This is a genomic window from Mycoplasma sp. 480 (assembly GCF_051353065.1).
GTDB lineage: Bacteria > Bacillota_I > Bacilli_A > Mycoplasmatales > Metamycoplasmataceae > Mesomycoplasma_A.
Genome location: NZ_CP195722.1, coordinates 955723 through 971875, shown reverse-complemented (window position 1 = coordinate 971875; position 16153 = coordinate 955723). Strand labels below are relative to the sequence as shown.

The following is a 16153-nucleotide window of genomic DNA, read 5'->3' as shown; positions in this document are numbered from 1 at the left end:
ATTTTTATTTTATTTGTTTTATTTAGAACACAAAAAGAAAATCGAAGAAGCTTGAATTTTTCTTAGCTCATTTTAAATATCTTTCGTGTTTATCAAGTTGCTCAATTGCATCTAATGCAGCATAATATTTACTTAATGTAGAAATTCTTACTGATTTGTTTTTAGATAATGAAAGTTGAATTTCTTCATCTCCTGCTTTTTTTCCTAATTGTTTTAAAGCTTTTCTATTATTAACAAAATTAATTATAAAAAATATCAATAAAATTATAGATATTAAAATTGTTATTGCTGAAATAATTGAATATGCTATTTTATATGAATTTTGTCTTTCTAAAGGAAGAATAGCATAAATTATTCCGTGAAAAATTGAAAACAATGCAAATAATATAAAAGGCAATCAAAACATAAAGAAATTTTCTCTAGAAGCATAACCAATAACTTTTTTAATTTTTGTTTCTTTAATTGTAAGTTCAACTTGAGTATTTTCTTTATTTTTCATATCACTCCTATTTGTTATGTAATAAAATTACTAAATAATTATAATACAAAAAGCGTTTTTATAAAAGAACTGAAAAAAAGAAAAGAATTTTTAAAAACTCTTTTCTTTATTTTTCTTTATATAATCATAAAGGATTTTGTTTTACTTTAAAATAAACATAAATTTCTAAACTATAAAAAGAAACAGAAAGAATATAAATTAAAGTAGAAAATAATGTTAAGAAAACTGCAACAGATAAAGAAAAATGGTTATTAAATAATTGATAAATTACATTAACTAAACCACCTAATGAAGCAAAAACATAAGTGTTATAAGTTAGTAAATTGAATTTTTCTATTTTTCCTCATACATGAGTTTTTCTAAATGTTTTATAAGGTTTTTTAATTCTGTTATATAAAATAGCAGCAGATGCTATATTTCATAAAAAGAAAATTATAATTTGAATTATTGGTAATCACATATTTTAATTATATTAAATTTTATAATAATTCTCCATAATTTGATATAGATTCAATTCATTCATTTAGATTTTCAATTGGAACTGTTTTAAATTCTTCTAATTTTTTTTCTAACTCTTTAATATCACTATTAATTTTTTCTCTTTTTTCTCCAAAGGCAAAAAAGGAAGAAATAGAAGTAAGTAAGGTTGTTAAAGCAGAAGCTAAAGTTATTTCTAGTAAGTAATAAATTGATTTTTCTGTTCCTTTTATGTCAGGAAATTGATTAAATCTTAATGAGTATAAGTTGAATACAATCATTAAGGAAGTCATAACTATTACTAAAATATTAAGTAATAAAAATAAATAGTATGAAATTATAAATTTTCTTTTATATTTGTTTCTTGTTTTATTTACAAGTTGTAATAATTCCTTTTCTTCCATATTTTCTAGGTTTTTTAATACATATTTTTTATGTGTTTGACTTGCGAGAATAGTTTCTGAAGATACATCACTTTCTCTATCTAAATAGTTTCATTTTAATATTAAAAATAATCTTTTTAAAAGGATTTCTCCTTTATGCTTGTTTTTTTTGTACAGACCAAGATTAGCATCATAAAGAGCTTTTTCTAGTTTGATAGTAGTAAGAGCTTTTTTATTTTTTTTATATTTTGCTTGCATTGCAAAGAAAGAAATAATAGATGTTATGAAACTACCTGAAGCAGATAATCAAGCAATTATAATTGCATAGTTATTTCTAAATTCGCTGTTTGTGAATTGTTCTGGCAATACCGGTCTAAATCTTTCTCCTACTCCGGCTAAAAAATAAGCAGTAAGCATAGAACTTAAAAAGACCAAAATAAAAGTCACAAAAGTTAATGTAAAGAAAAGAAATCTTAATACAAAAACTTTGGAAAAAAGAATATTATATATTTTCTTGTATTTTTTTTCAATTTCCATATTAGTTTACCTTCTTCAATAGAGTTGATTTTAATTCTTTTTTTAGACTTTTTTTGTTTCTGTTAATTAGTATAGGTTCAACTAACTCTAATTCTTTCTTAAATTGTTCAATGGTATATTCTTCATCTTGTGATTCATATTTTATGAGTAAATAAGTTAACTGTCTTTGGACTTTTTTATATTGATTGTAGTGAAAAGAAGTTTTAAATATAGCTAAAAATAAACTTAGGAAAAAGATGGTGATAAGAAATACAACAAAAATCGCAGTATATGAAAGAGTTTTTAAAATTTCAATTCATTGACTTTTTGAAGTTATGTGTCTTCCTATCTCTGAATTATCTTTAACTAACTCAGTGGCAGCATAGTCTAAATAGATAATAGCGCTAATTATAGAGTAAATATTTAAGATAATAATTAATGCTGAAAAAGCAATGTTTGCTCAAAAATATATTTTTGATATTTTTTTCAAACTTTTTATCTTATTTTCTATATGTTTTATTATTTTTACATTAGGTTTAAACATCTATTTCTCCTTTCTCTATTTCTTTATAAAATTTAGTTAATTTAGTTTTTGTTTTTTTCAATGAATCAAAAACTGCACTTCTTGTTGTGGCACAAATTTCTGCAATTTCTGCCAATGAAAGATCTTCAAAATAAAAAAGCTGGAAAATTTGTTTTTGATTTTGTGTTAATAATGAAGAATATTTATCGAATAATTTAATTAATAAATCTCTATCTTCGATATTACTCATTGCTTTCCTTATTCATAAAGTCTTTAGTTAAAGCATAAATAAATGCATCTAAATCAAACTCTTCTAAATCTTCCATTTTTTCACCAAGACCTATTAATTTAACATCTAAATCAAGTTTTTCCTTTATGGAAAGAATTATTCCACCTTTACTTGTACCGTCCATTTTAGTTAAAACAATACCAGAAATAGGGGTTACTTCTTTAAAGTGCATAGCTTGAGAAATTCCGTTTTGACCTGTAGTTGCATCAATAACTAATAAAGATTCATGAGGTGCTTCCGGTATTCTTTTTTGAATAATGTTATTAATTTTAGCAAGTTCATTCATTAAATTAACTTTATTTTGTAATCTTCCGGCTGTATCTATTATTAATAAATCATAGTTTTCAGCAATCGCTTTATCTAAAGACCTATAAACTATTGAAGCAGGATCGTGTTCATTTGGATTAGGCATAATAATATCCGCTCCTGCTCTTTGTGCTCAAATAGATAATTGTTCTACGGCAGCAGCTCTAAAAGTGTCACCAGCAGCAACTAAAACTTTTTTATTTTGGTCACAATATTTTTTTGCTATTTTGGAAATAGATGTTGTTTTTCCTGAACCGTTAACACCAACCATTAAAATAATATTTAAACGGTTTTCTTCGATGTTTAGTTGAGTGTTAATTATTGAATTATTGGCATAAATTGTGTAAATTTTGTCAGCAATAATTTCACCTATTAATTTAGGATCACTAAGATTTTCTCTTTTTACTTCTTTTTTTATTTCATAAATAATCACTTCAACAAGCGAATAAGAAATGTCAGACATAATAAGAATTTCTTCTAATTCTTCAAACATTTCTTCATCAATTTTTTTATAAGAATTTTGTAAATTTATAATTTTTTCAGTTAAAGAAACATTGGATTTTTTTAAACCAGCAACGTATCTTTCTACTTTGTCTTCTTTAATTATTTTCTTTTCTAAATCTTTTTCAATTTTCTTTTCTAATTTTTCTTTTTTCTTTTCTAATTCAAGTTCTTTAAGTTTTTCTTTATCTTCTTTTGAACCGAATAATCTTGTTTTTAGTTTTTCAAAAAATTTCATAATTATAATTATAAATGTTTATAAAAAAAATTCTAAAATATAAATAAAAAAAGTACCTTCAGGTACTTATTTTAGAGCGTTTTCAATTCACTCAATTAAGACTTCTTTTGGAAAATATTCAAATCCTTTGTTTAAAATTTTTCCATCTTTTAAAACAAGGTGAGTAGGAACTCTTAAAACTTCAAAACGAGTTCCTTCTTTTCTAAATAATTGTGCTTCTTCAGCATCAACATTAATCATTTTTAAACCTGAGTTTTCATCAAAGTGATCTGCAACTTTTTGCACCACTGGTGCCATCATTTTACAGTCTCCACATCAAGTTGTTGTAAATTCTAAATAAACAACTCCGTTTTCAATGTGTTTTTGAGCTTCTTCTCAACTCATTTTTTTTATTTCCATATATTAATCAAAAGGATTTTCAAAAGGTAAAGTCTCATTTAAGTCTAAATTATTTTTAGATGGGTTATCTTTATTTTCATCAATTACTTTCTGATTGTCATAAGTTTCTTGATGTTGCTTAACACTAACTTCATCTTTTGAAATTCCTTCTTTATCCTCCGTTGATTCTTGATTTATTTTTTTCTTTTTAAATTTTACTATTTTTTCTTCATTTTTTTCATTTTTCTTAATTTTGGGCATTTTTTTCATAAAAATCAATATTTTTACCAATAAGTAAGTTATAAATGCTACAAGAGGAACAAGAATAACCCCTATTACTGAAGTGGTGGATTTTAGTACAGAATAAAGAAAAATATTGATAAATCCCAAGTGATTTAAATTTGGTAAAGATGAATTTACTTTTTCAGGAGCTAAAGTATTTCATCACTCTTGAAAATTGTGATTTCAAACATTAGCACCCACACTAAAATAGAAATTGCCTTCATATTGCACAACTTCAAGCACTATAAAAGAAACAAACATATTTACAAAAATTAAAAATAAACTAATTAAAAACAAGTCTATTTTGAAATTTTTAATAAACATAATTTTAGGTGTACTCAATTTTATTATGCACAAAATAAAAACAATTAAAAAGTAAGAATATGCTAAATTTCCAAACAAAAGACCAATAGTGTATGAATAAATAGTAGTTAAACCTTTGATATTTAAAAATGCAAAAACAATTAGTGCTAAGTGAATAATTATGATAATAAATCAAAGAAATTTATTTTCTAAAATTTTTTCAACATTTCTGTTTTTAAATTTCATAAAACACCACAACAATGATTGGTTCCTTATCAAAAATTTTGAAAATTTTCTTTTTAATTATTTTTTTAATTTTTTCTTGTAAATCTTTTAAAACTATTTTTTCTGCATCTAAAAAAGATTGATAAAAAGCAGAAGTTATTATTTCATGAATTATATTTTTGTTTTCTTTAGAAATAATTCCAGAAGAATTTATTTGTAAATCACCTTGAAGTTTTTTGGTTTTATATTCCACTAAACTGGTTATTGTTATGATTCCATCACGGGCAAGAGTTTCTCTTTCTTTTATTACTTCAGAAGAAATATCTCCAATTCCAAAACCATCTATAATTACTTCACCAACTTGTTTTAGGGTTCCTTTTTGTGAAAATAAGTTTCCATCAATAAAAGTTGCTATTTTTCCATTTTGTAAAATTATAGAATTACTTTTATTAACTCCAGCAAGTGCTGCTATTTCAGATGCAACCACAAGATATCTATAAAGTCCTTGTAAAGGGATAAAGTATTTAGGTTTCAAACTGGAAACAGTTTGGAAAATATCTTCTCTTGCAGGTCTTATTCTATAATATTCATTTTCTGTAATATCTACAACTTTAGGGGTAATTCTTGCAATTTCATCTAAAGTCATAGCATAAAGAACTTCTAAACCATTTAATGGTGGTGCAATCATAATTACTGTATCGGTGCTTAATAATTTAAAAAATACATCGTTATTTTCTGTAATTCTTAAGAATCTTTGATACAGTCTTTCACTTGTAGAAGTGATTAATACAACAGCATTTTTGTGATTGTTAACTTCTTTATAATCGATGAATTTGGGTAATTTTAAAAATTGACCTTCATATTTTATTTTTTTAATAAGATCTACCAGTTGTCCGTATGTTCTACCATAAACAGCAACAGGTCTATCATATTTTTTAGCTAAATCTAAAATTTCTTGTAAAAGGGCCATTTCTTCATCAAATGAACCAATAACGATTCTAGAATTTTGATCAGTTTTGAAAAAAATATTTTCAATAGATGGAGTCACATCTATTTTATCAATGGCTTTTCCTTTATAATTAGCTCTTCCAGAATCAATTAATAAAGTGTGAATTCCTTTTGGAGATTCAATTGATGATTTAATATAATCTAAATTTGTAGTTCCATATATATTTAAAGATCCAACAACAAAATTAAGCATCACAACAATAGAACCATCTTCTGTTTCGAAGTTGTATCCATAAACTCCAGGCATTGATCCAGCAAGTGGAATAGATTTAACTATTGCATCATTACAGTCAATTTTTTCATTTGTTATTGAAATAACTTCAAAATCTGTGTGTCCTATTTTATACTTTGAAATCCTGTCTAAAATTAAAAATTTAGTAAAAGGCGAACAAAATATTTTTAAACCTTTTATTTTCATCAATAATCAAGGAATTGCTGAAAAAGATTCGTTTTTCCCATCTGTAATGAATATTCCTTTAATTTTGTCTTTGTTTTGTTCTAAATAGGTAAAATCAGGGATTAAAGTATCTACACCATTAGTTGAACTTATAGGAACCTTTGCTCCTGCATTAACTAGAAAAATAGAATTATTTACTTCAATAACATAGGAGTTTTTTCCATTTTCATCTAATCCTCCTAAACCAAAAATGCTAATTTTTGCCATTTTTTCCTTTCTTTTCATTATTAATTATTAATTTAATAAAAACATCTTGTAATTTCTTTTTTAAATTATACTTTTTTTTATTGAAAAAGTAAGATAATAATGAATTTTATATAAAAGATTATCTAATTCTTTTTATTTTAAAAGAAATTTGCAAAATTTTATAAATTTAAAATAAAAAGTGTTATATTTAAAATATGATAAAAAAGAAAAATAAATTAATAAATTTAGTTTTAGTAACATCAATAGTTACAACATCTATTGTTGCTGTTTCTTGTAAAAAAGAGCAAAATGAATCTGATATTTCACCATTTCCTCCAATTAAAGTAATTTCATATGATGTTAATGATTTAAAGTTTAAAAATGTTAAGGAAACTTCTGTTGAAATTGAAGTAGGTTTTAATTTAAATATTGAAAAAGATATAACTTTTTCTTTTGTTCTTAAAAATTTAGATAATTCCGAAACAAAGGAATATTACGTAACTCCAAAAGCAATTGAAAACAAAAGAGAGTTTAAAATTGAAAATCTTGAAGAAAATACAAATTATAAATTAATTTCAATAGATGCAAATAAACCTAATTCTGATATTTCTATATCAATTTCCCCTATAAAAGAAGAAATAAATACAATTTTTAGAACAAAAAATAGCAAAATTTTAGATGAAAATGAGCAAGAAATAATGAAATCAGTTGATGAACTTGGTAATTCGTTAAATGTAATTGATTTTTATAAAACCTATGATGCATCTTCATTTTATGAAAGATTTAAAAATAATGATGCAGAAAGTTTAAGTTCTAGCATAAGTTTACCTTATGATATTAGACATAAATTTTCTAAAATTATAGCTACTTTTTCTAAAGGAATCAGTGATGTAAAAAATAATGTAGGAATAATAGATAATGTTAAAATTTCCTTTTATACAGAAAAAAACAACAAAAAAGATATTTTCGTTTCTTTAAAAGGTTTTAGTTATTTTCAAAACAAAAATACAGAAAAAGATGCTGAAAAAGAAAACTTTTTAAGAGCAAAAGAATTGTCAGCAGAAATAAAAGAACTTTATCCTTCATTAATAGCAAGTTTATTACTTTATAACGAAAATAGAGAGAGTTTTCAAGATATAGAAAATCAACCGAAAAGTGAAAATGAAACGATACTAAATTATGAATTTTTAGTTTCTGGCACAAATGCAAAAGACTTATTTAGAAATCCTAAAATTAAACTAAATCCTTCATTAATAACAAAATTTTTAGAAAGAAATATAGAAAATAATAATAATCCAAAATTTCATTATGAAGTTTTAGGTGTTAAAGCAGATGATTTAGCAGGAACATTAGATATAGAAGTTGGAATTTACAATAGAGATGAAGAAGAAGTTAATGCAAGTGTTCCAAGGTATTTAAAAATATTTAGTTTTTCAGGATTAAGAAAACATAACCTAAATGAAAAAGGCAATGTTGATAATGAATTATTTAATTTCAGTATAAATAAAGAAAAATTTAGTGAATATTTATCTAAATTGAAAGTTAAATCCCTTTTAGAAGAAGAATCTAAAAATCTAAATAATACAAAAACCAAAGTCAATGTTAATTCATTAATTAAAAATGCTAATTTATTTGAAAGAATCAAAAATTACGTAATTAATAATTTACTAGTAAAAATTAAAGATAGTAATTCTTCTAAAACTTATGAGTGAAAATATGACTTTTTACCTTTAAATTCATTAATTTCAAGAAACGATCGTTTAACTGCTTATCCTTTTGTAACCATTATAAATAATTCTAATTTTGACAACATTAATTTTTATTTAAATAAAAAAGAAAATAATGAATACGAACTAAGTCTTGAATTAAATGCACAATTTCCTTTATATAAAGCAGAAAGAATACAGGACATTAATTCCTTTGATTCATTTTCTGATAAAAATCTGGTCTATACAGGAGAAATATTTAAAGTAAATATTGATGAATTAAAGTCAACTAATAAAAGTAAATAGAAAAATACAAAAAGTTTAATTGAAAAAGTTTGAACTTTTTGTATTTTAATTATGCTATTTTATTCAAATTATGTATAATTATATTATAAGGAGGGAAAGTGAAAAAAAGATGAATTTTGCTTAATTTAAGTGCTTTTGTATTTTCATCTATTGCCATAACTTCTTGTAATTCTAAAACAGAAGAAAATAAGAAAATACATAGCGATTCTGAAGGTGGAGAATTTCGTTATACAACAGAGCCTTTAGTTGATGATTGAAATCCTGATATTCATACTTTCAATAATCAAAATCTTAAGAACGTAGAAAAACTAAAAAATATTTTTGGAATAGATTTAACCAATTCAGATACTTTTGAAAACAAAAATTTGTTTTTAAGCGACAAACAACACAACATTTATTTTAATAATGAATATATAAATCATTCTAATAAAGAAAAAGAAGAATTTTTAGAATTTTCAAAAAATAGCGAAAATGCTTTATTTTCTATAGAAAACAACTTAAATATTTCTAATTTTGAAAATTATAATTTTGCTTTAAGTGTTAAATTATTGAATTATAAAAATTTTAGATATGACATTAATTTATTACCAAGTATTTTAAGCGAAGCAGTTCTTATAAACTTTTATGTTAAGGCTCCTTCTGATTTTAATCAAGAAAATATAAAAAAATCAGGATTAAATATTGATGTTTCTGATAAAAAAGATAGTTTATCTTTAGGAACTATAGTTAAAAATAATTCTCTAGATTATGATGTTTTAAAACGAATTTATCCTATGTTTAATTCAATTTATTTTGATTATAACAACAAAACACTTCATATGAATTTTCAGTTAGAAAAATCAAAAGAAAGGAAAACTGATTTTAAATTTTTAAAACAAACAAAATTAAATAATTCATACAAAATATTGCAATTTTCCTTTATGGTTCCAATTAATAGTATGGATTTAAAAGACTTTAATTCTATTAGTGATTTAGAAGTCAAAATGAATAATTGAGAGCAAATTTTTACTAAATAAGTTAAGTTACTTTTTGATAAAAAAATCATAAACCTGTATAAGATTTATGATTTTTATTGTCTATTTTTTACCAAGAATTTTAAACATATTTGATTTATATACTTCAACACCTGGTTGATTAAATGGATTAACTCCAAGTAAGTATGCTGAAATTGCACAAGCTCTTTCAAAGAACATTACTAATCACCCAAAACTTCTTTCTTTAGAATCTTCTAATAATAAGTGAATGTTAGGAACTTTACCTACATTTACGTGTGCATCCATTGTAGCTTCAAAAGCTGCATTATTTACAAAATGAACTGTTTTATCTACTAAATAATTTAATTTATCTAAATTCTCTTCATCTTCATTAATTATTAAATCGTGTTCTGGGTGTTTTAAGGTTATTATTGTTTCAAAAAGAATTTTTGATCCTTCTTGAATAAATTGACCTAATGAATGAAGATCGGTTGAGAATATAGCAGATGTTGGTAGTAATCCTTTTTCATTTTTACCTTCACTTTCTCCAAATAATTGTTTTCATCATTCATTAAAGAAAGCAAAATTAGGTTCATAAGAAACAAGCATTTCTGCTTTATTTTTTTTACCTAAAAGGAATCTTGCAACAGCATATCTATAAGCATCATTTGTTTCAAGCGAACTATTTTTATAAATTTCATTAGCTTCTGCAGCACCTTTAAGCACTTCATCAATATCTACTCCAGCACAAATTAAAGGGAATAAACCAACTGGAGAAAGCACACTGAATCTTCCACCAATATTATCTAAAATAACGAATTTTTGGTATTTTTTAATTTTTGCCATTTCAAATAATGTTCCTTTATTTGCATCGGTAGTTGCAAAAATTAATTCTTGTGCTTGTTCAACACCTACTTTAGATTCTAAAAGAGATTTAAAGAATCTAAAAGCAATAGCAGGTTCTGTTGTTGTTCCTGATTTGGAAATAACATTGATTGCAAATCTTTTGTTTTCCACATATTTTAATAATTGATATAAAGAATTTGAACTAATGGAAGTACCTGCAAAAATGATTTCCATTTTTCTTTCAATTCCAGGATACATACCTTGAATAACATCAAGAGCGGCTTTAGCTCCTAAATATGAACCCCCAATCCCTATAACTACTAAAACTTCAATATTATCAGCATGAAGTTTTTTAGCAGCTTTTTTCATTTCATTTATTTCTTTTCAATTGCTATTTTCTGGTAAATCTTTTCAACCTAAAAAATCAGAACCAATTGCAGAAAAATCATTCATTGAATCGTTAATTTTAGTCACTTGATCTTGAAATTTTAAAATTTCTTCTTCTTTTATTGCATTTTTTAAATTTAAAGTTATTTTTTTCATTTTTCTACCTCGTTTTTTGTAAATCTTAATAAATTTTTAAAACCATTTTCTGTTTCGGTTAATTTAAAAGAAAAAGGACTTTTTAAGTATTTAGGTCTTATTTGTTTAAAAGAAAGTGTTGCTTTTTTTGTATGGTGATTAATACTTAAAATTTTTAGTTTTATTTCATCCCCTATTATAAACATTTCTTCTAAATTTTGAATGTAATAATCACTAATTTCCTTTATAAAAACAATACCTTGATAACCATCTTTTAAATTGACACAAAAGTAATTTTTAAAGATTTTTTTAACTTTACCTGTTACTATTTCTCCATTTTCCATAATTATTTAAAATTATAGCACTATAAAGCAAAAAGAAATCAAACTGTTTTTAAATTTATTTTTTTATCACTAAGAGTGAAAAAAATTGGAAATTTTATTTTTTGAAATGGAAAAAAGGGACTTTTTTCCCAAATAAGTATCATTTTTATAAATTTTATTAATAAATCAATTAAAAGTCTTATAATTTATAATACTTAATATGAAGAAAGGATTAATTAATGAATTTTTTAAAGAAAAAAAAGTGAACTGTAGTATTAATTACAATTTTAACTATCATACTTTTATGATTTTTATGACAACTAATTTTTGGTTCTCATCCACAAACAATTAGTATTACGCAGTTTGAAGATAAAATAAGAGAATATAGTGCATCCACTACTGATGATAAATTCTTCGCAAATATAACAATCAGTGAAAACGAATGAGTTTTAAGGTTTCAGGAAATAGGTGGTCAAAAAAATAATAATTTTTATGTTCAAGATTACATAGTGCAAATTTCACCAACTATTGCAAATAAATACAATGGAAATATAGCAAAAATAATGGGTGATACTACTTATTTTGAAGCAATTCAAAAAGCACTTGCTTATAAACAATTTGATCAAAATGGACAAGAAGTTAAAACTGAACTTTCTAAATTTATTTTAAATAACAGAATTCAAACTGGTTATTATAGTTTAGGAATTCCACAACCATCAACTTTAAGTAGAATTTTAGGATTTATTCCATTACTAGTTTCTGTAGGTTTCCCTTTAGTTTTATTATTTTTTATTTATAGACAATTTAGAGGTTCAGGAAACGGAAATGGATTATTTGGTGGTCTTCAAAGTAGTCAAGCAACTAAAATAACTTCTGACAAAAAATTTAGTGATATTGCTGGAAATAAAGAAGTAAAAGAAGAAGTTATGGAGTTAGTGGATTATTTAAAATATCCACAAAAATATCAAGCAGCTGGAGCAAGAATTCCAAAAGGAATTTTACTTGGTGGTCCTCCAGGTACAGGAAAAACATTACTTGCAAAAGCAACTGCAGGTGAAGCTAATGTACCTTTCTTATTTATTTCAGCTTCCAATTTTGTTGAACTATATGTAGGTATGGGAGCAAAAAGAGTTAGAGAATTATTTAGAGAAGCTAGAAAAGAAGCACCAGCAATTATATTTATTGATGAATTAGATGCTGTTGGACGTTCTAGAGGTTCAGGTATTGGTGGTGGAAATGATGAAAGAGAACAAACACTAAACCAATTACTTGTAGAAATGGACGGAATGGCTGATAATAGTGGTCTTTTAGTAATTGCTGCAACAAACAGAACAGATGTTTTAGATCCTGCTCTTCAAAGACCTGGTCGTTTTGATAGAACTATTACAGTTGGTTATCCAGATGTAAAAGAGAGAGAAGAAATTTTACATTTACATGCAAGAGGTAAAAGAGTTGATAGTTCTATCGATTTTAGAAACATTGCTAAAAGAACTCCAGGTTTTTCTGGTGCACAATTAGAAAATGTAATAAATGAAGCTTCCATTTTATCAGTTAGAGAAAAAACAGAAGTTATAACTCCAGAACAAATTGATGAAGCAATTGATAGAGTTATGAGTGGTCCTGCTAAAAAACACAGAACAATTACAGAAGCTGAAAGAACAATGGTTGCTTACCATGAAGCTGGTCACGCTGTTGTTGGTATTAAAGTTCCAGGTGGAAGTAAAGTACAAAAAATCACTATTATTCCAAGAGGAAATGCTGGTGGTTACAATTTAATGCTTCCAGAAGAAGAAAAATATAATGCAACTAAATCAGAATTATTAGCGACAATAGCATCATTTATGGGTGGTAGAGTTGCAGAAGAATTAATTTATGGACAAAAAGAAATTTCTACCGGAGCAGCAAACGATATTGAAAAAGCTACAAAAATAGCAAGAAGAATGGTTACTGAATTTGGTATGTCTGCACTTGGACCAATTCAATATGAAGAAAATACAGGTTCTCCATTCTTAGGTAGAGATTATGCAAAAAATATGTCATTTTCACACCAAGTAGGGCATGAAATAGACTTAGAAGTAAGAAAAATAATTTCTGAAGCTTATGAACAAGCAAAAGAAGTGGTTAAAAACAATAGAGAATTATTAGAATTAATTAAAGATTCTCTTCTTGAAAATGAAACTATTGTTTCTGAAGAAATTGAATATATTGCTAAATATATGAAATTACCAGAAAGAAAAGAAAAAGAAGAATATAAAAAACAAGAAGAAATTGATATAGATAAATTAATTGAAGATGTTCAATTGGAAAATTCTAATGAAAAGAATTCTGAAATGGAAACAGAAAAAGAAACTCAAGAAACACAACCAATCTTAGATTCAGAAAACCAAGATAAAGAAGATGAAAATAAAATAATCTAAAATATTAAAAGGTGAGCATAAAAAAGTTCATCTTTTTATTTCTAAATTTACTTCATTAAATTAAATTCTGCTTACAGAACACAATTTAATAAAAGCAAGATTAGAATATCTAAAATTAAATAATAAATAGCATATTTATTTATATAAAATAAAGAATTTATAATATAATTTAATATATTAATTTATAGTTAGAAAGAAAGGGTAAAATGGAAAGAAATTTTAATGAACAAGAACTAATTAGAAGAAAAAAAATAGACAAATACAAAGAAATGGGTATTAATCCTTTTTCACAAAATCAACCAATTAGCGATAACTCAATTTCACTACTTGTTAAATATAATTCTTATAGCAAAGATGAATTACACAATAAAGAATTTAAAGCTTCAGTGGTTGGAAGAATAATGACTTTTAGAGGACCTTTTATTGTTATAAAAGATGAAGAATCAAGAACACAAATTTATTTTAATAAAAAGGAAAATACTGTATATTCAGAATTAGTAGAAACTTTAGATATAGGAGATATAGTTTATTTTGAAGGTATTGTAATGAAAACAAATACTGGAGAAATTTCACTAAAAGCAGAAAAAGTTCAATTATTAACTAAAGCACTTAAACCACTTCCGGAAAAATATCATGGTTTAACTGATATCGAAGAAAAATACCGTCGTCGTTATGTGGATTTAATTATCAATGAAGAAGCAAAACAAATTTTTTGAACAAGAAGCAAAATTATTTCTTATGTTAGAAAATTTTTCGATGATTTAAAATATTTAGAAGCTGATACTCCTGTATTACATCCTATTTTAGGTGGTGCAAGTGCTCGTCCATTTACCACTTTTCACAATGCTTTAAGTATGGACTTTTATTTAAGAATAGCTACAGAATTGCCTTTAAAAAAACTTTTAGTAGGTGGTTTTGATAGAGTTTATGAAATAGGAAGAATTTTCAGAAACGAAGGTGTCGATACCACTCATAATCCTGAATTTACTTCAATTGAGTTTTATGAAGCTTATTCAGATTTACACGGAATGATGAAAAGAACTGAAGATTTAATTTCATCTTTAGCTAAAAAGTTAGGAAAAGAAGAAATAATGTATGGTGGTCATAAAATTTCACTAAAAGCACCTTTTAGAAAAATTGATATGGTAGATGAAACCTCTAAATATGTAGGTATTGATTTGAAAAAAGCAACATTTGAAGAAATTAAAGAAGTTGCTATCAAAAACAAAGTAAAAATTGAAAAATATTTTACATCAGGTCACTTAATTAATGAATTATTTGAATTATTTGTTGAAGATACATTAATTCAACCAACATTTGTTTATGGACATCCAATCGAAATTTCTCCATTAGCAAGAGAAAACGAAAAAGATCCAAGATTTACAGACAGAGCAGAATTATTTATCAATAAAAAAGAATATGCTAACATGTTTAGTGAATTAAACGATCCAATTGATCAATTAAAAAGATTTGAATCACAACTAGAAGAAAAAAATGCTGGAAATGATGAAGCTAGTGAAATTGATATGGATTTTGTTGAAGCTTTAGAATACGGAATGCCGCCAGCAGGTGGTTGTGGTATTGGTATAGATAGATTAGTAATGCTATTAACTCAAAAAGAATCAATTAGAGAAATACTTTTATTTCCACACTTAAAAAATAAAGGAAACTAATGAAAAAATTATTTGCATTTGATTTAGATGGAACATTACTAAGAAGTGATGGAACAATACATCCAGAAACTATTAAAATTTTAAAACAAGCAAAAAGTAAAGGTCATTATTTAGCAATCGCTACAGGTAGAGCAATTGCTTCCACTACAATCTTTTTAAGTCAATTTAGTGATTTTGATTTTTTAGTTTCAAACAACGGAGTAGCTATTTATGATGTTAAAAATAAAAAAACTACAATAAAAGAGTTTTTACCTGTTGAATTACTTAAAACACTTTTAGAAGAAGCGAAAGAAAGCGAAAGTTTCTTTACATTAAGTACAGAAAAAAACGTTTATCCTTTCAAAGACAATAGTAAAACTTTTTCATGATTAACAGAGCAAGAAAAAATGGATTATGATGAACAAGGTTTTAAAACAGAAGAAGAAATTTTAAATGCAATTTACAAAAATAATGAAAAAATTACCCAATTAGCTTTAAGAAATTCTGAAGAAAAAATTAAGCAATTATTCGATAAATACAACAAATTAATAGGGGATTCATACACTTGTTTATTAACAAATAGAGTCTATTTAGATGTTAATCCAAAAAATACAGATAAATTTTATGGACTAAAAAAAGTTTTAGAGTTATTAAATTTAACAACAAATGACTTAATTACTTTTGGTGATTCTGGAAACGATGTTTTAATGATAAAAAACGCTTATAAAGGATTTGCTATGGAAAACGGAACAGTTTCATCAAAAGAAGTGGCTTGTGAAGTTATTGGAAATCATAATACAGATGCTATTGCTAAAACAATGGAAAAACTAATTTAA

The 16153-nt window shown here is 24.8% G+C and carries 16 protein-coding genes; 5 read left to right on the top strand and 11 right to left on the bottom strand.

Annotated elements, in window-relative coordinates; genetic code table 4:
• Nucleotides 1–22 precede the first annotated feature (22 nt).
• From ACR34G_RS04080 to ACR34G_RS04040, 9 genes are all read right to left on the bottom strand, one after another.
• Nucleotides 23–499: a hypothetical protein gene (locus ACR34G_RS04080; protein ID WP_436358704.1), complete on the bottom strand. Its 477-nt coding sequence runs from the start codon at nucleotides 497–499 to the stop codon at nucleotides 23–25.
• Nucleotides 500–605: 106 nt separating this feature from the next.
• Nucleotides 606–959 carry a hypothetical protein gene (locus ACR34G_RS04075; protein ID WP_436358703.1) on the bottom strand — a complete coding sequence of 118 codons (354 nt, stop codon included), beginning with the start codon at nucleotides 957–959 and terminating at the stop codon, nucleotides 606–608.
• A gap of 19 nt (nucleotides 960–978) precedes the next feature.
• Nucleotides 979–1896 (bottom strand): DUF4231 domain-containing protein, encoded by a 918-nt coding sequence (locus ACR34G_RS04070; protein WP_436358702.1) that lies wholly within the window; start codon nucleotides 1894–1896, stop codon nucleotides 979–981.
• Nucleotide 1897: 1 nt separating this feature from the next.
• Nucleotides 1898–2419, bottom strand: a complete 522-nt coding sequence (locus ACR34G_RS04065; RefSeq protein ID WP_436358701.1) for a hypothetical protein — start codon at nucleotides 2417–2419, stop codon at nucleotides 1898–1900.
• A complete protein-coding gene (locus tag ACR34G_RS04060; protein WP_436358700.1) occupies nucleotides 2412–2648 on the bottom strand; it encodes a sigma factor-like helix-turn-helix DNA-binding protein in 237 nt (78 codons plus the stop codon). The genes ACR34G_RS04065 and ACR34G_RS04060 overlap by 8 nt, the downstream gene beginning before the upstream one ends.
• Entirely contained in the window at nucleotides 2641–3732 is a 1092-nt protein-coding gene (ftsY, locus tag ACR34G_RS04055; RefSeq protein WP_436358699.1) for a signal recognition particle-docking protein FtsY, read from the bottom strand. Before ftsY ends, ACR34G_RS04060 begins: the two co-directional genes overlap by 8 nt.
• 66 nt (nucleotides 3733–3798) lie before the next feature.
• Complete coding sequence (locus tag ACR34G_RS04050; protein WP_436358698.1) at nucleotides 3799–4116, bottom strand: thioredoxin family protein; 318 nt, start codon at nucleotides 4114–4116, stop codon at nucleotides 3799–3801.
• A gap of 18 nt (nucleotides 4117–4134) precedes the next feature.
• Nucleotides 4135–4941 (bottom strand): hypothetical protein, encoded by an 807-nt coding sequence (locus ACR34G_RS04045; protein ID WP_436358697.1) that lies wholly within the window; start codon nucleotides 4939–4941, stop codon nucleotides 4135–4137.
• Complete coding sequence (locus ACR34G_RS04040) at nucleotides 4931–6592, bottom strand: ribonuclease J (protein WP_436358696.1); 1662 nt, start codon at nucleotides 6590–6592, stop codon at nucleotides 4931–4933. The genes ACR34G_RS04045 and ACR34G_RS04040 overlap by 11 nt, the downstream gene beginning before the upstream one ends.
• Nucleotides 6593–6786: 194 nt before the next feature.
• Here ACR34G_RS04040 and ACR34G_RS04035 point away from each other — a divergent pair, with 194 nt between their 5' ends.
• Together ACR34G_RS04035 and ACR34G_RS04030 are read left to right on the top strand one after the other, a co-directional pair.
• Nucleotides 6787–8583: an LppA-related lipoprotein gene (locus ACR34G_RS04035; RefSeq protein WP_436358695.1), complete on the top strand. Its 1797-nt coding sequence runs from the start codon at nucleotides 6787–6789 to the stop codon at nucleotides 8581–8583.
• Nucleotides 8584–8681: 98 nt separating this feature from the next.
• Nucleotides 8682–9599: a hypothetical protein gene (locus tag ACR34G_RS04030; RefSeq protein ID WP_436358694.1), complete on the top strand. Its 918-nt coding sequence runs from the start codon at nucleotides 8682–8684 to the stop codon at nucleotides 9597–9599.
• Nucleotides 9600–9659: 60 nt separating this feature from the next.
• On the opposite strand, the gene ACR34G_RS04025 is transcribed toward ACR34G_RS04030, so the two are convergent.
• Complete coding sequence (locus ACR34G_RS04025) at nucleotides 9660–10946, bottom strand: glucose-6-phosphate isomerase (RefSeq protein WP_436358693.1); 1287 nt, start codon at nucleotides 10944–10946, stop codon at nucleotides 9660–9662.
• On the bottom strand, nucleotides 10934–11269 hold the full coding sequence (locus ACR34G_RS04020; protein WP_436358692.1) for a S1 RNA-binding domain-containing protein: 336 nt from the start codon (nucleotides 11267–11269) through the stop codon (nucleotides 10934–10936). The genes ACR34G_RS04025 and ACR34G_RS04020 overlap by 13 nt, the downstream gene beginning before the upstream one ends.
• A 218-nt stretch (nucleotides 11270–11487) precedes the next feature.
• Here ACR34G_RS04020 and ftsH point away from each other — a divergent pair, with 218 nt between their 5' ends.
• The 3 genes from ftsH (at nucleotide 11488) to ACR34G_RS04005 (ending at nucleotide 16153) form a co-directional block, all read left to right on the top strand.
• The gene (gene ftsH, locus ACR34G_RS04015; protein ID WP_436358691.1) at nucleotides 11488–13665 is read left to right on the top strand and encodes an ATP-dependent zinc metalloprotease FtsH; all 2178 of its coding nucleotides are present in this window, start codon (nucleotides 11488–11490) and stop codon (nucleotides 13663–13665) included.
• A gap of 206 nt (nucleotides 13666–13871) precedes the next feature.
• On the top strand, nucleotides 13872–15338 hold the full coding sequence (gene lysS, locus ACR34G_RS04010; protein WP_436358690.1) for a lysine--tRNA ligase: 1467 nt from the start codon (nucleotides 13872–13874) through the stop codon (nucleotides 15336–15338).
• On the top strand, nucleotides 15338–16153 hold the full coding sequence (locus ACR34G_RS04005; RefSeq protein WP_436358689.1) for an HAD family hydrolase: 816 nt from the start codon (nucleotides 15338–15340) through the stop codon (nucleotides 16151–16153). The genes lysS and ACR34G_RS04005 overlap by 1 nt, the downstream gene beginning before the upstream one ends.